Origin of the sequence: Pseudomonas sp. CCI4.2 (assembly GCF_034350045.1) — a bacterium.
GTDB lineage: Bacteria > Pseudomonadota > Gammaproteobacteria > Pseudomonadales > Pseudomonadaceae > Aquipseudomonas.
The window spans coordinates 2,962,777-2,983,085 of record NZ_CP133781.1; the positions used below are offsets into that span (position 1 = coordinate 2,962,777).

At 56.6% G+C, this 20,309-nt stretch carries 21 protein-coding genes; 20 read left to right on the forward strand and 1 reads right to left on the reverse strand.

The window, feature by feature from the left end; translation table 11 throughout:
- Positions 1-22 precede the first annotated feature (22 nt).
- The 10 genes from fabD (at position 23) to RHM65_RS13505 (ending at position 8,439) form a co-directional block, all read left to right on the forward strand.
- Entirely contained in the window at positions 23-961 is a 939-nt protein-coding gene (fabD, locus tag RHM65_RS13460) for an ACP S-malonyltransferase (protein ID WP_322165483.1), read from the forward strand.
- Positions 962-975: 14 nt separating this feature from the next.
- The gene (gene fabG / locus RHM65_RS13465) at positions 976-1,719 is read left to right on the forward strand and encodes a 3-oxoacyl-ACP reductase FabG (protein ID WP_322183559.1); all 744 of its coding nucleotides are present in this window, start codon (positions 976-978) and stop codon (positions 1,717-1,719) included.
- Positions 1,720-1,911: 192 nt separating this feature from the next.
- Entirely contained in the window at positions 1,912-2,151 is a 240-nt protein-coding gene (acpP, locus tag RHM65_RS13470; RefSeq protein WP_322165481.1) for an acyl carrier protein, read from the forward strand.
- Positions 2,152-2,260: 109 nt separating this feature from the next.
- On the forward strand, positions 2,261-3,505 hold the full coding sequence (gene fabF / locus RHM65_RS13475; RefSeq protein ID WP_322165480.1) for a beta-ketoacyl-ACP synthase II: 1,245 nt from the start codon (positions 2,261-2,263) through the stop codon (positions 3,503-3,505).
- Positions 3,505-4,320: an aminodeoxychorismate lyase gene (gene pabC, locus RHM65_RS13480; RefSeq protein ID WP_322165479.1), complete on the forward strand. Its 816-nt coding sequence runs from the start codon at positions 3,505-3,507 to the stop codon at positions 4,318-4,320. The genes fabF and pabC overlap by 1 nt, the downstream gene beginning before the upstream one ends.
- A 3-nt stretch (positions 4,321-4,323) precedes the next feature.
- The gene (mltG, locus tag RHM65_RS13485; protein ID WP_322165478.1) at positions 4,324-5,613 is read left to right on the forward strand and encodes an endolytic transglycosylase MltG; all 1,290 of its coding nucleotides are present in this window, start codon (positions 4,324-4,326) and stop codon (positions 5,611-5,613) included.
- 19 nt (positions 5,614-5,632) lie between these two features.
- Complete coding sequence (tmk, locus tag RHM65_RS13490; RefSeq protein WP_322165477.1) at positions 5,633-6,265, forward strand: dTMP kinase; 633 nt, start codon at positions 5,633-5,635, stop codon at positions 6,263-6,265.
- Positions 6,258-7,244, forward strand: a complete 987-nt coding sequence (locus tag RHM65_RS13495) for a DNA polymerase III subunit delta' (protein WP_322183561.1) — start codon at positions 6,258-6,260, stop codon at positions 7,242-7,244. Before tmk ends, RHM65_RS13495 begins: the two co-directional genes overlap by 8 nt.
- Before the next feature lie 38 nt (positions 7,245-7,282).
- Complete coding sequence (locus RHM65_RS13500; RefSeq protein ID WP_322165475.1) at positions 7,283-7,639, forward strand: PilZ domain-containing protein; 357 nt, start codon at positions 7,283-7,285, stop codon at positions 7,637-7,639.
- Between the two features lie 14 nt (positions 7,640-7,653).
- Positions 7,654-8,439, forward strand: coding sequence for a TatD family hydrolase (locus RHM65_RS13505; protein WP_322183563.1), 786 nt, complete (start codon positions 7,654-7,656; stop codon positions 8,437-8,439).
- A gap of 342 nt (positions 8,440-8,781) precedes the next feature.
- On the opposite strand, the gene RHM65_RS13510 is transcribed toward RHM65_RS13505, so the two are convergent.
- Positions 8,782-9,915, reverse strand: a complete 1,134-nt coding sequence (locus RHM65_RS13510; RefSeq protein WP_322165472.1) for an aminotransferase class V-fold PLP-dependent enzyme — start codon at positions 9,913-9,915, stop codon at positions 8,782-8,784.
- A gap of 79 nt (positions 9,916-9,994) precedes the next feature.
- Here RHM65_RS13510 and RHM65_RS13515 point away from each other — a divergent pair, with 79 nt between their 5' ends.
- From RHM65_RS13515 to RHM65_RS13560, 10 genes are all read left to right on the forward strand, one after another.
- Positions 9,995-10,636: a TetR/AcrR family transcriptional regulator gene (locus RHM65_RS13515; protein ID WP_297846064.1), complete on the forward strand. Its 642-nt coding sequence runs from the start codon at positions 9,995-9,997 to the stop codon at positions 10,634-10,636.
- A 136-nt stretch (positions 10,637-10,772) separates the two neighbouring features.
- Positions 10,773-11,741: a GTP 3',8-cyclase MoaA gene (locus RHM65_RS13520; RefSeq protein ID WP_322165471.1), complete on the forward strand. Its 969-nt coding sequence runs from the start codon at positions 10,773-10,775 to the stop codon at positions 11,739-11,741.
- A gap of 106 nt (positions 11,742-11,847) precedes the next feature.
- Positions 11,848-12,189 (forward strand): helix-turn-helix transcriptional regulator, encoded by a 342-nt coding sequence (locus tag RHM65_RS13525; RefSeq protein ID WP_322165470.1) that lies wholly within the window; start codon positions 11,848-11,850, stop codon positions 12,187-12,189.
- Positions 12,164-13,384, forward strand: a complete 1,221-nt coding sequence (locus tag RHM65_RS13530) for a type II toxin-antitoxin system HipA family toxin (protein WP_322183565.1) — start codon at positions 12,164-12,166, stop codon at positions 13,382-13,384. Before RHM65_RS13525 ends, RHM65_RS13530 begins: the two co-directional genes overlap by 26 nt.
- Positions 13,385-13,471: 87 nt before the next feature.
- Entirely contained in the window at positions 13,472-14,074 is a 603-nt protein-coding gene (locus tag RHM65_RS13535; RefSeq protein WP_322165468.1) for a DUF4823 domain-containing protein, read from the forward strand.
- Between the two features lie 18 nt (positions 14,075-14,092).
- Positions 14,093-14,653: a DUF1285 domain-containing protein gene (locus tag RHM65_RS13540; RefSeq protein WP_322183567.1), complete on the forward strand. Its 561-nt coding sequence runs from the start codon at positions 14,093-14,095 to the stop codon at positions 14,651-14,653.
- Positions 14,654-14,754: 101 nt separating this feature from the next.
- Complete coding sequence (locus RHM65_RS13545; RefSeq protein ID WP_322165466.1) at positions 14,755-15,765, forward strand: aspartate-semialdehyde dehydrogenase; 1,011 nt, start codon at positions 14,755-14,757, stop codon at positions 15,763-15,765.
- Between the two features lie 99 nt (positions 15,766-15,864).
- Complete coding sequence (locus tag RHM65_RS13550) at positions 15,865-18,642, forward strand: FimV/HubP family polar landmark protein (protein ID WP_322183569.1); 2,778 nt, start codon at positions 15,865-15,867, stop codon at positions 18,640-18,642.
- 150 nt (positions 18,643-18,792) lie between these two features.
- Positions 18,793-19,617 (forward strand): tRNA pseudouridine(38-40) synthase TruA, encoded by an 825-nt coding sequence (gene truA / locus RHM65_RS13555; protein ID WP_322185336.1) that lies wholly within the window; start codon positions 18,793-18,795, stop codon positions 19,615-19,617.
- Positions 19,618-19,679: 62 nt separating this feature from the next.
- Positions 19,680-20,303 (forward strand): phosphoribosylanthranilate isomerase, encoded by a 624-nt coding sequence (locus RHM65_RS13560; RefSeq protein ID WP_322165462.1) that lies wholly within the window; start codon positions 19,680-19,682, stop codon positions 20,301-20,303.
- Positions 20,304-20,309: the final 6 nt, after the last annotated feature.

The following is a 20,309-nucleotide window of genomic DNA, read 5'->3' on the forward strand; positions in this document are numbered from 1 at the left end:
CACATTATTAGGGGCTTGTTTAATGTCTGCATCCCTCGCGTTCGTTTTTCCGGGTCAAGGCTCGCAGTCCCTCGGCATGTTGGCCGAGCTGGGCGCGCAGTACCCACTGATTCTGGACACCTTTGCTGAAGCTTCCGCTGCGTTGGGCTACGACCTTTGGGCGTTGACTCAGCAAGGCCCGGAAGCGCACCTCAATCAAACCGATAAGACGCAGCCGGCGATCCTGACCGCCTCCGTGGCGCTGTGGCGCCTGTGGTTGGCTGAACACACTGCTCGCCCTGCGTTTGTCGCTGGGCACAGTCTCGGTGAATACAGTGCGTTGGTGGCGGCTGGCAGCCTGAGCCTGAGCGATGCGGTCAAGTTGGTGCAGCGCCGGGGCCAGTTGATGCAGGAAGCCGTGCCCGCAGGGCAAGGCGCAATGGCAGCGATTTTGGGTCTGGCGGATGCTGACGTATTGGCTGCGTGCGCCGAGTCGGCTCAAGGTGATGTGGTCAGCGCGGTGAATTTCAATTCGCCGGGCCAAGTGGTGATCGCAGGTTCCGCTGCCGCTGTCGAGCGGGCCATGGAGGCCTGTAAGGCCCGTGGTGCAAAGCGTGCGATGCCGTTGCCCGTCAGCGTGCCGTCGCACTGCGAATTGATGCGTCCGGCTGCAGAGCGCTTCGCTGAGTCCATCGAAGCGATTGCCTGGCAGACGCCACAGATCCAACTGGTGCAAAATGTCAGCGCATCAGCGGTGACTGATCTTGCTACCCTCAAACACGATTTGCTTGAGCAGTTGTACAAACCCGTGCGTTGGGTCGAGTCCATCCAATGTCTGGCCGCTAATGGCGCTACCCAGTTGGTCGAATGTGGTCCGGGTAAAGTGCTTGCGGGCTTGAACAAACGCTGCGCCGAAGGCGTGACGACTTACAACCTCAACACCCCAGATGCCTTCGCTGCCACTCGCGCGGCATTGGCCTGATTAGGAGAACTTGCATGAGCCTGCAAGGTAAAGTTGCACTGGTCACCGGTGCGAGCCGCGGTATTGGCCAAGCCATTGCCCTTGAATTGGGACGTAACGGAGCGATCGTGGTCGGAACCGCAACGTCTGAGTCCGGTGCTGAGCGTATCAGCGCGACCTTCAAGGAAAACGGCATCGAGGGCTTTGGCCTGATGCTGAATGTGTGTGATGCGCAATCCGTGAGCGCAACCTTGGCGTTGATTCAGGAGCGCGTTGGTGCACCGTTGATTCTCGTCAATAACGCCGGCATCACCCGTGACAACCTGATGATGCGGATGAAGGATGACGAGTGGCATGACGTTGTGGACACGAACCTGAACAGTCTGTTTCGGCTGTCCAAGGGTGTTCTGCGCGGCATGACCAAGGCCCGTTGGGGCCGAATCATCAGTATTGGTTCGGTTGTGGGTGCCATGGGCAACGCAGGCCAAGTAAACTACGCAGCTGCGAAAGCCGGTCTGGAAGGTTTCAGTCGGGCTCTGGCGCGTGAAGTCGGCTCCCGAGCGGTCACCGTGAACTCGGTAGCCCCCGGTTTTATCGACACTGATATGACCCGCGAGCTGCCAGAAGCGCAACGTGAATCACTGATAAGCCAAATCCCTTTGGGGCGTTTGGGGCAAGCTCAAGAGATCGCGCATGTGGTCGCTTTTCTTGCATCTGAAGGTGCAGGCTACGTGACTGGGGCTACAATCCCGGTAAACGGCGGCATGTACATGAGCTGAATGTGACGGATCGCTTCAAAAAAATGTCATACGAGCGGTCCAAAATCCGTTATAAAGCTGCAATCTATTAATGGCAGAAGGCGGGTGTGGTTCCAGAGGTTTGCGTATTGAGCTTGAAATGCGCAAAACCTCTTCTTACACTTACCCACCGGCCAGCTGCCTGAATTTGTCCACTAGGAGTTAAAACAAGGTATGAGCACCATCGAAGAACGCGTCAAGAAAATCGTTGTCGAGCAACTTGGCGTCAAAGAGGAAGAAGTGACCAACAAGGCTTCTTTCGTTGAAGACCTGGGCGCTGACTCCCTTGATACCGTGGAGCTGGTGATGGCTCTCGAAGAGGAATTCGAGACCGAAATCCCTGACGAAGAAGCTGAAAAAATCACCACCGTTCAAGCTGCTATCGATTACGTCACAGCACACGAAGTGAAATAAGTTTTAATCGTCGCTTGCTGACTCGGAAAAACCGCACTGCCTTTGCTGGCGTGCGGTTTTTTCTTTAAAAATGATCGAAAGTGTCGTCAATAAAGAGAAGGAGAGTGCTGTGTCGCGTAGACGCGTCGTAGTCACCGGTATGGGTATGCTGTCGCCATTGGGCACCGATGTGCCGAGCAGCTGGCAAGGCATTCTGGCGGGCCGCAGTGGCATTGGCCTGATAGAGCATACGGACCTTTCAGCCTTCACCACTCGTTTTGGCGGTTCGGTAAAGGATTTTAAGGTTGAGGAGTATCTGGCGGCCAAAGAAGCCCGACGTCTTGACTTGTTTATCCAATACGGACTGGCTGCCAGTTTTCAGGCTGTGCGTAATTCCGGCCTTGAAGTGACCGATGAAAACCGAGACCGAATTGGCGTTGCCATGGGTGCCGGCATCGGTGGTTTGACCAATATCCAGAACAATAGCCGTTCGTTGCTCGAGCAAGGGCCGGGGAAAATCTCTCCGTTTTTTGTGCCGGGCTCGATCATCAACATGATTTCTGGCTTCCTCTCGATTCACCTCGGTGCACAGGGGCCTAACTACGCCATCGCCACGGCATGCACCACCGGGACGCATAGCATCGGCATGGCCGCACGCAATATCGTCTACGGTGAAGCTGACGTGATGATTGCCGGTGGCGCCGAAATGGCCGCCTGTGGTTTGGGCATGGGTGGCTTCGGCGCGTCTCGAGCGTTGTCCACGCGCAATGACGACCCTGCTCGCGCCAGCCGTCCTTGGGACAAGGGCCGTGACGGTTTCGTCCTGTCTGATGGTGCCGGTGCGTTGGTACTCGAAGAGCTTGAGCACGCCAAAGCGCGCGGCGCGACGATTTATGCTGAGCTGATCGGCTTCGGCATGAGCGGTGATGCTTATCACATGACCTCGCCACCGGAAGATGGAGCGGGTGCTGCGCGGTGTATTACCAATGCGCTGCGTGACGCCAAACTCAATGTCGATGAAGTGCAGTACATCAACGCCCATGGCACATCGACCCTAGCGGGCGACCTGGCCGAAGCGACGGCAATCAAGACGGTGTTTGGTGACCATGCTTACAAGCTGGCGGTCAGTTCTACCAAATCGATGACCGGGCATTTGCTCGGTGCAGCAGGCGCCGTCGAGGCGATCTTCTGCATTCTGGCAATCAATGGTCAGGTCGCACCGCCGACCATCAACCTTGATGAGCCGGACGAAGGGTGTGACCTGGACTTCGTGCCCCACGAAGCGAAGCCGATGCCAATCGACGTTGCCGTGTCCAACTCCTTTGGTTTCGGCGGCACCAACGGCTCGCTGGTTTTCCGCCGGTTCGTTGATTGATGTTGAGCTGGATCGACGGTCGGCCGGCGGACACTCTGTCCATTACGGATCGAGGTTTGGCTTACGGTGATGGGTTGTTTGAAACCATCGCCGTCAAGGCGGGACGACCGTTGCTGATGGAGCGTCATCTGGCGCGACTTGGGCTGGGTTGCAGCCGTCTGGCAATCGCGGCTGATCAAGGGTTGATTCGCAGTGAGTTACTGGCGTTTTCCGCGCAGTTGGGCGATGGCGTCATGAAGCTTATTGTCACCCGTGGCGACAGCTTGCGTGGTTATGCGCCGCCGCCCCAAGCGCTGGCACGACGAATTATTCAGGGCCATCCTCCTTCGCCTTATCCGGCGATTCATGCCGATCAGGGGGTGTGCCTGTTTGCCTGCGTTACCCGTTTGTCCGAGCAGCCGCTGCTGGCGGGGCTCAAGCACCTCAATCGATTGGAACAAGTACTCGCCCGCAGTGAATGGCAGGACAGCGCCTTTGCCGAAGGGCTCATGTGTGACGCGTCGGGACGTGTCATTGAGGGTGTCTACAGCAACCTGTTTTTGATTGCGGACAATGTGTTAATCACCGCCGATCTGGGCCGTTGCGGTGTAGCGGGAGTAATGCGCGCCGAGCTATTGGCGCAGGCACATACCTTGGGCATCGCCACCGAGGTTCGCGACATCGACATACACGATCTGGAACAAGCCGATGAGGTTTTTGTGTGCAACAGCGTCTACGGGGTGTGGCCCGTGCGAGGGGTTGCGCTGCTGAACTGGCCGGTTGGTCCACTCACCCGTAAACTGCAGGGCATCGCTCGCACGCTTCTGGATGTTTGATCAGTGATTCGTAAATTCTTGGTGATATTCGAAGGGTGTCTGGTTCTCGCGGGATTACTCCTGGGTTTTTCTGTCTGGGAGCAAAAGGTTGCGCTTATGCAGCCGCTGAACATCGCTCAAGAGCAATTACTGGACGTCACCGCAGGCTCTACGCCTACGGGTGTGCTCAACCGTCTGGAATCTGACGGTGTCATCAAAGATGCGTTTTGGTTGCGTCTTTATTGGCGTTTCAATCTCTTTGGCCAAACCTTTCATACCGGTGAATACCGCATGACACCCGCAATGGATGCCAAGGCGCTGTTGGAGCTGTGGCGGCGCGGTGAAGTGGTGCAATACAGTCTGACGTTGGTTGAAGGTTGGAATTTTCGTCAGGTCCGAGCCGCGTTGGCAAAACAGGTCAAGCTTGAACAGGCGTCGGCCGGGCTGAGTGACAGCGAGTTGATGAGCACGCTCGGACACCCCAACGTATTTCCAGAAGGTCGTTTCTTCCCAGACACCTATCGGTACGTGCGCGGGATGAGCGATATGGACATGCTCAAGCAGGCCTACAACCGTCTGGACGACGTGCTGGCCGACGAATGGGCCAAGCGTGCCGCGGACGTTCCCTACGCCGACCCTTATCAGGCGTTGATCATGGCGTCCCTGGTGGAGAAAGAAACCGGCGTGCCCCAAGAGCGTGGGCAAATCGCTGGCGTATTTGTCCGGCGTCTGCACATCGGCATGCTGCTTCAGACCGATCCCACGGTGATTTACGGCCTGGGGGAGCGCTACACCGGCAAGCTGACGCGCGCACACTTGAAAGAGCCGACCCCGTACAACACGTACGTTATTTCCGGACTGCCACCTACCCCGATTTCATTGGTGGGGCGCGAAGCTATTCATGCCGCGCTTCATCCCGTTTCCGGCAGTAGCCTCTATTTTGTGGCGCGAGGCGACGGCAGTCATGTGTTCTCGGACGACCTGGAATCGCATAACAATGCGGTTCGTGAGTTTCAGCTCAAAAGGCGAGCAGATTATCGTTCCAGCCCGGCACCCGTTGTGGCCCCGGCTATCACACCGACGATTGAGTCCAAGCTTGAGCCAGCACCTGAGCTAAAACCCGATTCAAAAGCTGTAACGGCTCCAGATGACAAATCGGAACCGGACGCCACGCCAAAAATTGAGCCCGCTCCCGAGCCAAAGCCCCAAGTGGACGCCAAGCCTGCAGCCAGCTCCGAGTCCAAGCCTCAACCCGATAACGCCGCCGCTCCGATTGCCGTACCGGTCGAAAAAGACGAGCAAAAGCCACAATGAACATGATGAAGGACTGCCTGTGACTGGCCTGTTTATTACCCTGGAAGGTCCCGAAGGCGCTGGCAAAAGCACCAACCGCGAATACCTTGCCGAGTGCCTGCGCGCCCAAGGTGTCGATGTCGTGCTGACTCGCGAACCGGGCGGCACGCCGTTGGCCGAGCGAATTCGCGAGCTGCTGCTGGCGCCCAGCGACGAGTCAATGAACGCGGATACGGAGTTGTTGCTGGTGTTCGCCGCCAGAGCCCAGCACTTGGCTGAGGTCATTCGTCCAGCACTGGCGCGCGGCGCCGTGGTGCTGTGTGATCGGTTTACCGATGCGACTTACGCGTATCAGGGCGGTGGTCGAGGTTTGTCCCATGACCGTATCGCCGCGTTGGAGGCGTTTGTCCAAGGCGATCTGCGCCCGGATATGACCTTGGTGTTCGACTTGCCAGTTGAAATCGGATTGGCCCGCGCGACAGCCCGTGGTCGCCTTGACCGTTTCGAGCAGGAAGGCCGGATGTTTTTTGATGCGGTGCGCAGTACGTATTTGAAGCGCGCAGCGGCTAATCCGGCGCGTTATCGATTGGTGAATGCGGCGCTGTCGTTGGCCGAAGTTCAGCAGTCACTTGATGACTTGTTGCCTGAAATGCTGGGGCTGCACCGTGGCTGAAGCCTACCCTTGGCAGGAAAGCCTCTGGCAGCAAATGGCCGGGCGTACCGAACATGCGCATGCCTATCTGCTTCACGGTCCGGTGGGCATTGGCAAGCGGGCATTGGCGCAACGGCTGATGGCGCGCTTGCTGTGCCAGCGGCCTGAAGGTTTGGATGCCTGTGGTCAGTGCAAGTCGTGCATGCTGCTGGCGGCGGGCACTCACCCCGACCACTACGTGCTTGAGCCCGAAGAGGCGGACAAGGCGATCAAAGTCGATCAGGTTCGCGATCTGGTGGGTTTCGTTGTGCAAACAGCGCAAATGGGGGGCCGCAAAGTGGTGTTGATTGAGCCCGCAGAGTCGATGAACGTCAACGCCGCCAACGCATTGCTGAAAAGTCTTGAGGAACCGTCTGGCAATACCGTCCTATTGCTGGTCAGTCATCAGTCGAGCCGATTGTTGCCTACCGTCAGAAGCCGTTGCGTGCAGCAGGCGTGCCCGCTGCCCAGTGAAGCGGTGAGCTTGGGATGGTTGGCGAAGGCGTTACCTGAGTGCTCCGAAGACGAGCGTTCAGAATTGCTGACGCTGGCCGCCGGATCGCCGCTGGCAGCGGTCAGCCTGAACACCCAAGGGGTTCGTGAGCAACGGGCGCTGGTGGTCGATGGTGTGAAAAAACTCCTCAAACAGCAGCAGTCGCCGACTCAATTGGCCGAAGGCTGGAAAGATATTCCGCTGTTGTTGCTGTTTGATTGGTTCACCGATTGGTCGCTATTAATCCTGCGTTATCAACTGACTCAAGATGAAGCAGGCCTCGGTTTGGGCGACATGCGCAAGGTGCTGCAATACCTGGCGCAAAAAGCCGGGCAAAGCAAAGTACTCGGTATTCAGGACTGGGTGCTTTCGCAGCGACAAAAAGTTATGTCCAAAGCGAACCTTAACCGCGTTTTATTGCTCGAAGCACTGCTGGTGCAGTGGGCAGGCCTGCCCGGACAGGGTTAGACTCCGGCATCAGGATCACTTCCCCCAAAGGAGTTGCAATGAATTTGCCGCTGAGCCCCGGTCCACGTAATGGCATTCTGTCTCTGACCATCAAGGACAAGTCAGTCCTATACGCCGCTTACATGCCCTTTATCAAAAATGGTGGTTTGTTCATCCCAACCAGCAAAAGCTACAAGCTGGGTGATGAGGTGTTCATGCTGCTTAACTTGATGGACGAGCCGGAAAAAATTCCGGTGACGGGCAAAGTGACCTGGATTACACCTAAAGGCGCCCAAGGCAATCGGGCTGCTGGCGTTGGCGTTCAATTCAACGACGGTGACAACGCCGCCCGCAATAAAATCGAAACGTATCTGGCCGGTGCTCTCAAATCCGACCGTCCCACTCATACAATGTAGTTGTCGCCACCTTCATGCTTGTAGATTCCCATTGTCACCTCGACCGTCTCGATCTCGCTGAACACGCCGGTTCATTGGATGCTGCCCTAGACGCCGCTCGGGCGCGTGGCGTCGGGCATTTTCTGTGCATCGGGGTCAGTGCTGAGAACGCTGGCGCGGTCAAAGCCCTGGCTGAGCGCTACGACGATGTGGACTGCTCAGTGGGCATTCACCCGCTCGACCTGCAACCTGGCGCGGCCCCCGCGTTGGACTGGTTATTGGCCGAGCTGAATCATCCTCGGGTGGTCGCCATTGGCGAAACTGGGCTCGATTATCACTACGAGCCCGAAGCTGCACAGCTTCAGCAAGCGTCCTTTCGCTTGCACCTTGAAGCCGCCAATCTTACCGGCAAGCCGGTGATCGTCCACACTCGGGGTGCTCGCGCCGACACCCTGGGTCTGTTGCGTGAAGCGGCTTTGCCACAGGGTGGGGTGTTGCACTGTTTTACTGAAGATTGGGCGATGGCCAAGGCGGCGCTGGACATGGGGTTCTATATCTCACTGTCCGGTATCGTCACCTTCCGCAACGCAGATGCCTTGCGTGACGTGGCGCGCCAAGTGCCCGTTGACCGATTGCTGGTGGAAACCGATTCGCCTTATCTGGCGCCTATCCCTTACCGAGGCAAGCCAAACCTGCCGCAATACGTGCGGGAAGTGGCTGAGTTTCTGGCGATGTTGCGTGGCGAGTCCTATGAGCGCTTTGCCGAGCAGACCACTGAAAACTTCGCGCGACTGTTTCCACTGGCTCATCTGAAATCCTGAAAGCCCGGCTTGCTGTAGGAGCCAACTCGTTGGCGAAGCGGCTTGATGTGGTGTCTCTGGTAAACCGCCTCGCCAACAAGTTGGCTGCTACAGATCGGGGTTGTATCTCTGCTACGTGGAGAAAATCATATGCAAAAAAAAACCCGGGTTCTGGGGGGTGAATCCGGGTTAAGACCATTAGGAGTAAACAAAGGTACGCGATCCATTGGTACCTTCATCGGCGCGCCACTTGGGGGAGATGCCGCGCCGACGAATTAAGTATTGGTCATGATTGCCGCGCGTCCAGCCCAATCGATGTAATTCTTTAAACTGATTTGGAATACCTGCGCTTCGATTGAGTTCTCACAAAACCGCCGATTCTCGCACTAGTGCCAAAGTTTCTTCGATTACCCGTGACTCGGTATAGAAATGGGGGGAAAAGCGAATGCCGGGTCCGCGCTGGACGCACACCACTTGCTGTTGCTTCAGCCGCTCAAACAGTACTGCGTTCTCCACGCCATCAAGGCTGAACGATAGAATACCCGCCCGCCGCTTAGGGTCTTTCGACGTGTGCAGGCGAGCGCCGGGGATGGAACTCAGTCCTTCTTCCAGCCATAGAACGCGCTCGGCGATGGCAGTGCCGACCTGTTCCATGCCCACTTCCTCAAGCAGCGAAAGACTGGCTTCCAACGCCATGCTGCCCAGGACGTTCGGGCTGCCGCATTCAAAACGACGCGCGGACAAGGCTGGCTCCCACGTAGTGCGGTTGTAATCACCCATGTGTTCCAACATATGCCAGCCGAACTCGTGCAGCTTTAACTGGGGTCGCAACGCGGCGCGGCAATAGAACACTCCCAGACCCTCAGGGCCCAGCAACCATTTGTGGCCGTCAGCCATGGCGAAGTCGCATTGACTGGCTTGAACATCGAAGGGCAGGGCCCCCAAGTGCTGAATGGCGTCGATGCAAAACAGTACGTTGCGTTGCTTGCAGCCTTGGCCAAGCACCTCAAGATCAAGACGCAGGCCTGTGGCGAATTGCACCGCGCTTATCGACAACAGTCGTGTGCGAGGACCGCACGCGGCAAGCAATGCTGCTTGCGGGTCATCACTCTTTAGGCTGACCTGAATGACCTCGACGCCTTGTGGCTTAAGTGACTCCCAGACGATTCGGTTTGAAGGGAATTCCTCGTCACTGATGACGATTTGATCGCCGCTCTTCCAGTCCAGTCCGAACGCAACGAATGACAGTGCCTCTGAGGTATTTTTGACCAGCGCAATGTCATCGGTCGACGGCGCATTCAGCAGCCGCATCAGGCGTTCACGAAGGCGCTGTTCTACTATCATCCAGTCGGGATAGTCACGTGCGCCCAGTAAAACGTTCTCCTGGGCAAAACGGGTGACCGCGGTTGCGGCACGTTTTGGCCATGGAGCGACCGCCGCGTGGTTCAAATATCGCAGCCCTGGAGCTTGTGTAAATTCATCAAGAAACGTAGACATGGTCGGATGATCCGTGCAATTTGGCGCAAGTTAGGCATAATACGCGGCTTCGATTTTGACCCCCAACAGACCTTCTCTTATGCAGAAAGAACCTCGTAAGGTCCGTGAGTTTCGTCGCCGCGAGCAAGAAATTCTCGATACCGCGCTAAAGCTGTTCCTCGATCAAGGTGAAGACAGTGTCACCGTCGAGATGATCGCGGATGCCGTGGGTATCGGCAAAGGCACCATCTATAAGCACTTCAAGTCAAAAGCGGAGATTTATCTGCGTTTGATGCTCGATTATGAGCGGGATTTGAATGAGTTGCTTCACTCTGCCGACGTCGACAAGGATAAGGAAGCTTTATCCCGTGCCTACTTCGAATTCCGAATGCGAGATCCGCAGCGCTACCGGTTGTTTGATCGCCTGGAAGAAAAGGTGGTCAAGGGTAATCAGGTGCCGGAGATGGTGGTTGAACTGCACAAGATTCGTGCCTCGAATTTTGAACGCCTGACGTTGTTGATTGAAGGCCGAATCAACGAAGGCAAGCTTGAAGACGTGCCTCCTTATTTCCACTTCTGCGCGTCCTGGGCGTTGGTACATGGCGCCGTAGCGCTGTATCACTCGCCGTTCTGGAGTAATGTGCTCGAAGATCAGGAAGGGTTCTTTCAATTCTTGATGGATATTGGCGTTCGCATGGGCAACAAGCGCAAACGCGATACCGATACCCCGCCCAGCAGCTAAGGCATTCGGCGGCCTTATGGTTGCAGGTAGGCAATGCGGCGGTGAGAGTCCGAGTAATATACTCAGGCATAGGTCTTGCTAAAACTTGATAGGTGAGTCAAGTTTTAACGGTCCATTTTCCCTGCCGGAGTCCATCATGATCGTTGACCGTCAAGGCAGGCGATTTCGCAATTTGCGGATCAGCCTGACGTCCGCCTGCAATTACGCCTGCACCTACTGCGTGCCCGACGGCAAGCGCCTGATTGCTGCGCAGGATGAGTTGTCGGCGGATGCTATGGCGCGTGGTGTGGCGTATCTGATCGAAGCCGCAGGTATTGAACGGCTACGCATCACCGGTGGCGAACCTCTGGTCAGTCCGAAACTGGAAGCCTTCATGGCGCAAATCGGGCAATTGGGCCTCGATGAAATTAGCCTGACAACCAACGGTCAACTGCTTGCTCGCAAGCTGCCGCTGCTGGTGGCTGCCAATATTCGTCGACTTAACGTATCGCTCGACACCCTCGACCCGCTGGCGTTTCGCACCATTGCTCGTGGCGGCGATCTGCTTACCGTGCTCGACGGAATGACCCAGGCCAGCGCGGCGGGGATCAAAATCAAAGTCAATATGGTGCCGCTGCGCGGGCAAAACCTCGATCAAGTATTACCCTTGCTTGATTACTGCCTTGAGCGTGGTTATGAGCTGCGCTTTATAGAGCTGATGCGCATGGGCCACTTGGCCAGTGATTCGAATGCGTTTTTGCAGCAATTCGTCAGCTTGCAGCAACTGCTGACACTCATTGGCGAGCACTACGAATACCTTCAAGCGGATGCGCCCGTGGATGCCACGGCAGTGCGCTATCAAATTCCCGGCAAAGGGTTTTTTGGGGTCATCGCCAACGAAAGCGTGCCGTTTTGCCGAACCTGCTCGCGCTTGCGCCTGTCTTCAACGGGATGGCTGCATGGCTGCCTGTCGTCCAGCAACCGTCATTATGTCGGCGACCTGCTGGACAAACCCCGCCACCAAGCTCTGCCAGCGTTGCAACGTTTGCTCGTCAAGGCGTTGAGCGATAAGCAGGAAGTGGCATTTTCCGGTGGCGCTACGGTGATGAAGATTATTGGGGGGTAGGGCCAATCCAGTGGGGCAGTAGACGATATGACGAAGCGGGAAATCCCTGTTGCAATCGTTTATAGATGAAATATCATCGTCTAAGTCAATTTAACGATGAAATATCATGCATAAGCATAGTGGATTCCTCTCGGATCGATCTCAGCAGTTGCTTAAAACCCTCGGCGAGAACATCGACCTTGCGCGCAAGCGCCGACGTTTACAGGTCGATACCATCTGTAAGCGGGCGGGTATCACTGGGCAAACATACCAACGTTTAAAGAAGGGAGAGAAGGGCGTTTCCATCGGTGTGCTGATGAACGTGCTCAGCGCGCTGGACATGGAAGAAATGATCAGCAGCGTGGCAGGTCCATCCCTCGACCATATCGGGTTGGCGCATGAGCGTTCGTTGCAACCTGTCCGCGTTCACGAAGGAGATGCCAATGGCAATCTGGACCCCGATTGGTAATGCGTTCGTCTTTTCGGGTCACGCAGAAGGCGCCCCGTTGCCAGTTGGTCAGATTGCCCTACAGGCCAAGGGGTTTGCTTTTAAGTACGCAAACAGTTGGCTGGCGCGTCCTGAATCTTTTTCGATCGATCCGCTTAACCTGCCGTTGACCGAACAACAATCAAGTTCGTCAAAACTCTGGGGCGCGTTTGAGGACTCGACCCCTGACAATTGGGGCAAGAAGGTCCTGCTCGCGACCCATAAGCAACACCCACAAAACGAAATCGAGTGGCTGCTGGCTTCGGGTGGGGCGGGCGTTGGCTGCCTGCTGTTCAGTGCATCCCGCCATCAGCTTCCCGCGCTTCATGAATCCCCTCCCTTTGAAAGTCTTGAGCGGCTTCTGCTGGCGGCGGACCACATTGATCAAGGCGACTATCAGCCCAGCGAAGAAATGGCCAAGTTGCTGGAGTTCGGCTCTTCCATGGGCGGTGCCCGACCTAAAGTGACCGTTCATTATCGCGAGGGAGAGTGGATCGCTAAGCTCGGTCGGCGAGACGATATTTTTGACCAGGCAAGGGCCGAGTTCGCCAGCCTGAACATGGCTGAAGCTGCGGGTATAAAGGTTCCAGAGCATGAGCTGATAGAAGTGGCCGGCCGTGCGGTGTTGCTGGTGAAGCGCTTTGATCGGCAGCAAGGGGGGCGAAGCCACTACCTCAGCGCGTATGCGTCAATCAATCCTCATCGAATGCGGGTTGGCGACAATGACGGTCCCATGAGTTACCTGCGCATCGCGGATGTACTCAAGAAAACAAGTGCTGACGCGTTTGCCGATCTTCTCGACCTATACACGCGTATGGCGTTCAACGTGCTCATCGGCAATACCGACGATCACCTGCGCAACCATGGGTGTCTGATGACGGGCGCGAACACCTATCGACTCTCGCCAGCGTTTGATGTGCTGCCTCATCCCACTGAGCAAGGCCTTCAGGCGTTGATCATAGGCGAGCAAGGCCGATTGTCTTCTCTCGATAATCTGCTCAGTGCCCCTGAACGTTTCGGTATCCAGCGGGACCAGGCTCGGCAAATAATTATCGATCTATGCCAGGTTACGGTCCACGCGGATCAGTATTTCAAGGACGCAGGCATGAGCGCGCAAGATACTTCGATTTTGTCGAAAGTGTGCCGGCGCTTTAACCCCGTCGTCGAAAGTTGGTAACACCTCAGCTCTTTTCCTCTGGGTGGCGCGGAAGCTGCATTAGTCGCGCATTCGCCGGTTTTCCGTCACCGGCACCTGGAGGGGATGATGCGTAGCCTGGTTTTGCTACTGACGCTGTTGTCGTTAAGTGGCTGCATGAGTATCAGTGACATGGGGCAGGGTGCTCATGATCAGTTGAGTGATGCGGGCTTGCTCGATCACAGCGATACCAATCGTGCGTACAACCGCCGCTTGCAGCCAGACTCGTTCATCTATATCGCCCAAGGCTCATTTGTGCCGCCAGGCAACGCTTATCCACGACCTAACGTTGTAGCCGAGGAAGCCTTTAACGGCTTTATCGAGTACTTCCCGATGGTTCGTCGGGCCAAGGCGCCAATGGGGTTGGACGAGGCAATGACCGAAGCGCGAGCCGCCGGTGCCAATTATTTGCTTTACACCCGTTTCGCCAAGGCTGACGACCGCATCGGCAACACCGACGAGTGGAGCGATCAGCAAGCCGTGGATAGACTGGGGGTCGACAGCGGGGTGATCCAGATCATGCTGATCGAAACCACCACTCGCTATCTGATCGACACCGCGCGTATTCATACCCGGGGCGGATTGCTGACGCTGCGCAATACCAAACCTGAAGATTTGCTAGGTCCGCCGTTGGAGGATTACGCTCGTAGCTTGATGGGTGTTAGTCGGTAGCACCTAAGGAGCAAGACAATGAGTGATCCGGGTAAGGCCAATGACCTGTTTGCACAGATTCCCAAGTCAAAAGGGTTGCCGCCCGTTCACCTGTGGAATCCCGATTTCTGTGGCGACATCGACATGCGTATCGCCCGGGACGGCACGTGGTATTACCTTGGCACACCGATTGGGCGTAAGCCCATGGTTCGGCTGTTTTCCACGATCATGCGCCGTGACGATGACGATTATTTCCTGATCACACCCGTGGAAAAGGTTCGGATCAAAGTTGACGACGCGCCATTTGTTGCCGTCAGCCTTGAAGTGGAGGGTGAAGGCGAGGGTCAAATCCTGCGCTTCACCACTAATGTCGATGATCAGGCCGAAGCGGGCCCCGAGCATCGTTTGCGCGTGGAAATAAACCCTGATACCCAAGAGCCAGCGCCCTATATTCATGTGCGGGTTAACTTGGAAGCGCTGATTCACCGCAATGTCTTCTATCAACTGGTGGACTTGGCCGAGACTCGGACGATCGACGGTCAACGTTGGTTAGGTGTATGGAGTCACGGGACTTTTTTTCCGATAGGCCTGGAACCGTAACGTGTCGTTAGTTGCAGTAATCCCCCCATTGCGCGTGGACAATTGCCTGTCACTAATTCGACGGTTAAAGTGCCGCTCCCCGTTTTGCCTGAGGCGTTTGCATGACCCAGTCCCTTGATATCGCCGTAGTCGGCGCCACCGGCACTGTCGGCGAAACCCTTGTCCAGATTCTTGAAGAGCGTGATTTTCCTGTTGCCAATCTGCACCTGTTGGCGAGCGTTGAATCGGCGGGTCATTCAGTGCCTTTCCGCGGCAAGAACGTGCGTGTGCGTGAAGTCGATGAGTTCGATTTCAGCAAAGTCCAATTGGTGTTCTTTGCCGCAGGTCCAGCAATCACGCGCAGCTATGCCACGCGTGCCACGGCAGCCGGTTGCACGGTGATCGATCTCTCTGGCGGATTGGCCGTTGAGCAGGCGCCCAACGTCGTCCCTGAAATCAACGTGGCGTTATTGGCTGGGTTGAAAAAGCCTTACCAGGTTTCCAGCCCCAGTCCTTGCGCGACCGCATTGGCAGTGGCCATGGCGCCATTGCGCGGGCTGCTCGATGTATTGCGTGTGAACGTAACGGCCTGCTTGGCCGTTTCCAGCCAAGGCCGTGAAGGTGTGGCGGAGCTGGCTCGGCAAACGGCCGAACTGCTCAATGTTCGACCGATGGAGCCGCGCTTTTTCGACCGGCAGATGGCCTTTAACGTACTGGCCCAAGTTGGCACGCCGGATGCGCAAGGGCATGTCCCTTTGGAAAAGCGTCTGGTCGCCGAGTTGCGAGAGGTGTTGGCGCTGCCGTTGTTGAAGATTTCCGTCAGTTGCATTCAAGTCCCGGTGTTTTTTGGTGATAGTTTTAGCGTTTCGTTGCAGGCTTCAGGGCCTATAGACCTGGCTGCTGTCAATGCCGCGCTGAATATGGCGCCGGGTATCGAGCTGGTCGAGGCTGGTGATTACCCTACCGCTGTTGGCGACGCAGTGGGCCAGGATGTGGTCTATATAGGTCGAGTCCGCTTAGGGGTTGACGACCCTGCTGAGCTCAACCTGTGGATTACATCCGATAATGTTCGCAAGGGTGCAGCGTTGAACGCTGTCCAAGTGGCTGAATTGTTGATAAAAGACCTTGTGTAAAAGATACTTGGCAACAATTCGGCGAATCACTTTGGCTTGACCGCTAATACAGGCTTTACCTTCTCGGTTGCCGAGGAATATTCAGACAAGGGATGGGCTATGGTTCAGGTTCGCAAACTGGTATTAGCAATCGCTGCAGCCTCGGCGCTGTCCTCCGGTATGGCGCACGCTTTGGCGCTCGGGGACTTGACCCTGAAGTCGACCCTGAACCAGCCTCTGGTTGCCGAAATCGAGCTGCTCGACGCGCATGATTTGAACGCCGGGCAGGTGGTGCCAAGCCTCGCGACCTCGGCTGATTTTGCGCAGGCGGGCGTTGACCGGCGCGGGGCTCTTGATGACCTGACGTTTACTCCGGTGATCAATGCCAACGGCAAAAGCGTACTGAAGATCACGTCGAGCAGGCCGATTCGCGATCCAAACATGAAATTCCTGGTGCAGGTGCTTTGGCCCAACGGCCGACTGCTGCGTCAATACAGCGTGCTGCTCGATCCACCGAAAGCCACGCCGCAACCCGCTGCTGCTCCAGCTCCAGCCCCGGTTGCACAACTTCCCCTGATCGCACCGGCTCCAACACCGGTACCGGTTGACGAAGTTACGCCAGCCCTAGCGCCGGCGAAATTGCCTGCGCCGACGCCTGCCGTTGAAGCCAAGCCCACGCTATACACCACGAGCAAACACGATAGGTTGTGGGACATCGCTGCCCGCGTGCGCAGCAGTGGGTCCGTTCAGCAAACCATGCTGGCCATTCAGGCGCTGAACCCTGGCGCCTTTATCAATGGCAACATCAACCGATTGAAAGTCGGTGAAGTGCTGCGTCTTCCTGATCAGCAACAGATCGCCGCGACCCCGCAACCGGAGGCTGTCGTTCAGGTGCGCAAACAAAATCTTGCGTGGCGTCAGCGACGCAGCCTGCCTTCCGCTACGCGCCAAGTGGACGCGACCCGGCACGCCAAGACTGAAGCTGCACCGGCTAAGATTGAGACGAAAGACAACCTGAGCTTGGTCTCTGGCACTTCAAAGTCCGATAAAAGAGGGGCGGCTGGCGACACCAAAGCCCTGACCAACCAACTGGCCGTGGCAAAGGAAAACCTGGATACGACGCGTCGTGACAATGCCGAGCTGAAAAGCCGCATGTCAGATTTGCAAAGTCAGTTGGATAAGTTGCAGCGATTGATCCAGTTGAAAAATGACCAATTGGCCAAAATGCAGGCCCAGGGTGGCATTGCACCGGGCGCCAAGGACGCCGCCACCGGCGCGCCTGCGTTGCCCGCTGCATTAGTCGCCGCAACCCCCGCGGCCAGTACCGTTGTGAAGCCCGCAGCCGAAATTGCACCGGAAGACGCATTGCCACCTGCTGCTGAGCCCACAGCGGTTCCGCAAGTTGCACCGATTGCGCCTGCGCCTGGCGGCCTCGTGGACAATGCCGATACCGACAGTGCGATCAGCAAGCTGCTTGCCAGCCCGATGCTGTTAGGTTTGGTGGGCGGTGGAGTTTTGCTGATTCTGCTCTTGCTGCTGCTGTTTTTGACGCGGCGCCGCAGGGCTCAGCAAGAGGCTGAAAAACACAAGCGTATGGCCCGGGCACTGGCGGAAGAGTCAGAGTTTGCCACCGACATGGATTTGCCAGAAAACAGTTTTGACGGCCTGGATGTTCCGCCCCCAAACGTAAAGCTGGCGCCGGTGCCGGCCTCTATTCCCGCACCGGTGATTTTAGAGCCGATCCGTGAGCGCTCGCTCGATGTGCTTGATCAGGTTGCAGTCCATGTTGCTAATGGCCGTTTTAACCAAGCTGCCGAGCTTCTGGAAGACGCTATCAAACAAGAGCCTCAGCGCAGTGATCTGCGCCTGAAGTTGATGGAAATCTATGCTGAGCAGGGCGACAGAAGCGGCTTTACTGCCCAAGAACGCAAGCTGGTGGCCACTGGTACGAATCAGGCTGAAGTCGAAGAGCTGAAAAATCGCTTTCCGATGATGATAGTTGCCGGCGCAGGATTGGGCGCCGCAGCTTTGGCAGCGGAGCTTGATGCGGATTACGTCAAGGACTTGCTGCTCGATACATCTGAGGCGCCAGCAGTTGCGCCCGTCCCAGCAAAAGCGCCCGTCCCGGCTCCCGTCGTCGAATCTGACGAGCTGGACCCGTTCGATCAGGATTTCGATTTAAGCCTTGATGAACTGGAGGATGCTTCTCCGGCAATTATCGAGGAACCCATCGCGCCGAAAGCTGAAAAGGCGCCACGCGTTGAACCTGGTCTCGGTGAGCCAATGGCCGCTGATACGCTGGCGGATGACGATCTGAGCTTTGAATCGGTATTGCACCAACAGAACGAAGCCAAGAAATTGTCTGTTGATGACTTGGCCGATTTCGACCTGGGCCTGGCAGAAGAGCCGCCCTCGTCCAGTGCTGAGGATGATTTCCTCCTAAGCCTCAAAGACGACTTGCGTGAATTGCCAGCGTTTGATGACTCGCCTTCGCTGGAGCCTCCTGCTGCTCAGAAGCCAGCGCTGCCTGATGACTTTGACCTGTCCTTGCCGGAAGAACTCGACGACGACGCGACACCCAATGCCTTCACCACAGAGCTTGATGACGTTAACGCGGAGCTGGATCGTTTGTCCCAAACCATGGACAAACCACCTGCCGCTAAACCGTTCGCCAAGCCGCCAACCTTTACTGCTGAAGACGCATTGGCAGAGGACGACGAGCCTGAGTTCAATTTCCTTGAGGGCACTGACGAAGCGGCGACCAAGCTTGATCTGGCACGTGCTTACATCGAAATGGGTGACAGTGAAGGCGCTCGGGATATTCTCGATGAAGTGGTCGGCGAGGGCGATGAAGCCCAGAAAGCCGAAGCACGGGAAATGCTTGCTAGCCTGCACTGATCATTAGCTGAGGCTTGGCGTACGACGACCGCTTTGGCGGTCGTTTGCGTTTATGGCAAGTGAAGCTCTTATAATGGCGCCTTTGCGCAAACCAACAGGCTGCACGTCTTGGCTTCAACATATAGCACTGCAGAAAACGCGGCAGCCGAAATGGCTGCCGCTGGCTTTTCCAGAATCGCATTGGGCGTTGAGTACAAGGGGTCCCGTTATTGCGGTTGGCAGCGTCAGGCTTCCGGTGTATTGACGGTGCAGGAAACCCTTGAAAAGGCGTTGTCCAAAGTGGCTGACGCGCCCGTCTCGTTGTTGTGCGCGGGCCGTACGGATGCGGGTGTTCATGCCTGTGGGCAGGTGGTGCATTTCGATACTCAGGCTGAGCGTTCGCTGAAAGCGTGGGTGATGGGCGCCAATATCAATCTGCCCCACGACATCAGTGTCAGCTGGGCGAAAGTCATGCCGGCGCATTTTCATGCGCGGTTCAAGGCGATTGCTCGACGTTACCGCTATGTCATTTATAACGACCCGATCAGGCCGGCTCATTTGGGCGACCAAGTGACTTGGAATCACCGCCCGCTGGATGCCGAGCGCATGGCGCAGGCGGCTCAATATTTGGTCGGCACCCATGATTTCAGCGCGTTTCGGGCAGGGCAGTGCCAAGCGAAGTCGCCCATCAAGCAGTTACACCATCTCCGGGTCACGCGGCATGGGCAGATGATCGTCATTGATGTCCGCGCCAATGCTTTTCTGCACCATATGGTGCGCAACGTTGCGGGTGTCTTGATGACGATTGGCACCGGCGAACGGCCGGTGGAGTGGGCCAAGGAAGTATTGGAAAGCCGGGTCCGGCGCACAGGCGGTGTCACGGCGCATCCTTACGGGCTTTACCTGGTGCAAGTGGAATACCACGATGAATTTGCGTTGCCGCAACGTTACATCGGGCCACACTTCCTGACAGGCTTCACTGAACTTGACGGCTGACGCCCGGAAAAGCATTTGTTAACATCCGTGACTTTCCGGAATAACGCCTGAGGTTTCACTGCATGTCAGCCGTTCGCAGCAAGATCTGCGGGATTACCCGCATAGAAGATGCGTTGGCCGCTGTTGATGCGGGTGCGGATGCTATCGGTTTTGTATTTTATGCCAAAAGTCCTCGGGCGGTTACGGCGATTCAGGCGCGAGAAATCATTGCTGCCCTGCCACCCTTCGTGACCACCGTCGGTTTGTTCGTCAATATCAGCCGTTGCGAGCTCACGGAAATACTGGAAGTCGTGCCCTTGGACCTGTTGCAGTTCCACGGCGATGAAACAGCCGAAGACTGCGACGGTTATCATCGGCCTTACATCAAGGCATTGCGCGTGCGGGCAGGTGACGACATTGCCGCCCTATGCCGCGCTTATCCGAAGGCCAGCGGCGTATTGCTCGATACCTACGTTGCCGGTGTACCCGGCGGTACGGGAGAAGCGTTCGACTGGTCGTTGATACCGCACGTTTTGAGCAAGCCCATTATTTTGGCGGGTGGATTGAGCCCGGCTAACGTTGCACAGGCCATTGCGCAGGTTCGACCCTACGCTGTGGATGTCAGCGGCGGTGTAGAGGCCAGCAAAGGAATCAAGGATCATGACAAGATCCGCGCATTCATGACTGCGGTGCAGGGTTCCAGGTAGGGCGCT

Excerpts from the sequence above, each read along its gene's own strand:
- RHM65_RS13540 (WP_322183567.1), top strand. The coding sequence starts at position 14,093 with ATGAGTGATCCGGGTAAGGCCAATGACCTGTTTGCACAGATTCCCAAG.
- acpP (WP_322165481.1), top strand. The coding sequence starts at position 1,912 with ATGAGCACCATCGAAGAACGCGTCAAGAAAATCGTTGTCGAGCAACTT.
- RHM65_RS13530 (WP_322183565.1), top strand. The coding sequence starts at position 12,164 with ATGGCAATCTGGACCCCGATTGGTAATGCGTTCGTCTTTTCGGGTCAC.
- RHM65_RS13520 (WP_322165471.1), top strand. The coding sequence starts at position 10,773 with ATGATCGTTGACCGTCAAGGCAGGCGATTTCGCAATTTGCGGATCAGC.
- RHM65_RS13510 (WP_322165472.1), bottom strand. The coding sequence starts at position 9,915 with ATGTCTACGTTTCTTGATGAATTTACACAAGCTCCAGGGCTGCGATAT.
- RHM65_RS13505 (WP_322183563.1), top strand. The coding sequence starts at position 7,654 with ATGCTTGTAGATTCCCATTGTCACCTCGACCGTCTCGATCTCGCTGAA.
- RHM65_RS13515 (WP_297846064.1), top strand. The coding sequence starts at position 9,995 with ATGCAGAAAGAACCTCGTAAGGTCCGTGAGTTTCGTCGCCGCGAGCAA.
- pabC (WP_322165479.1), top strand. The coding sequence starts at position 3,505 with ATGTTGAGCTGGATCGACGGTCGGCCGGCGGACACTCTGTCCATTACG.
- RHM65_RS13560 (WP_322165462.1), top strand. The coding sequence starts at position 19,680 with ATGTCAGCCGTTCGCAGCAAGATCTGCGGGATTACCCGCATAGAAGAT.
- RHM65_RS13500 (WP_322165475.1), top strand. The coding sequence starts at position 7,283 with ATGAATTTGCCGCTGAGCCCCGGTCCACGTAATGGCATTCTGTCTCTG.
- RHM65_RS13545 (WP_322165466.1), top strand. The coding sequence starts at position 14,755 with ATGACCCAGTCCCTTGATATCGCCGTAGTCGGCGCCACCGGCACTGTC.
- truA (WP_322185336.1), top strand. The coding sequence starts at position 18,793 with ATGGCTGCCGCTGGCTTTTCCAGAATCGCATTGGGCGTTGAGTACAAG.
- fabD (WP_322165483.1), top strand. The coding sequence starts at position 23 with ATGTCTGCATCCCTCGCGTTCGTTTTTCCGGGTCAAGGCTCGCAGTCC.
- fabG (WP_322183559.1), top strand. The coding sequence starts at position 976 with ATGAGCCTGCAAGGTAAAGTTGCACTGGTCACCGGTGCGAGCCGCGGT.
- RHM65_RS13535 (WP_322165468.1), top strand. The coding sequence starts at position 13,472 with ATGCGTAGCCTGGTTTTGCTACTGACGCTGTTGTCGTTAAGTGGCTGC.
- RHM65_RS13525 (WP_322165470.1), top strand. The coding sequence starts at position 11,848 with ATGCATAAGCATAGTGGATTCCTCTCGGATCGATCTCAGCAGTTGCTT.
- RHM65_RS13550 (WP_322183569.1), top strand. The coding sequence starts at position 15,865 with ATGGTTCAGGTTCGCAAACTGGTATTAGCAATCGCTGCAGCCTCGGCG.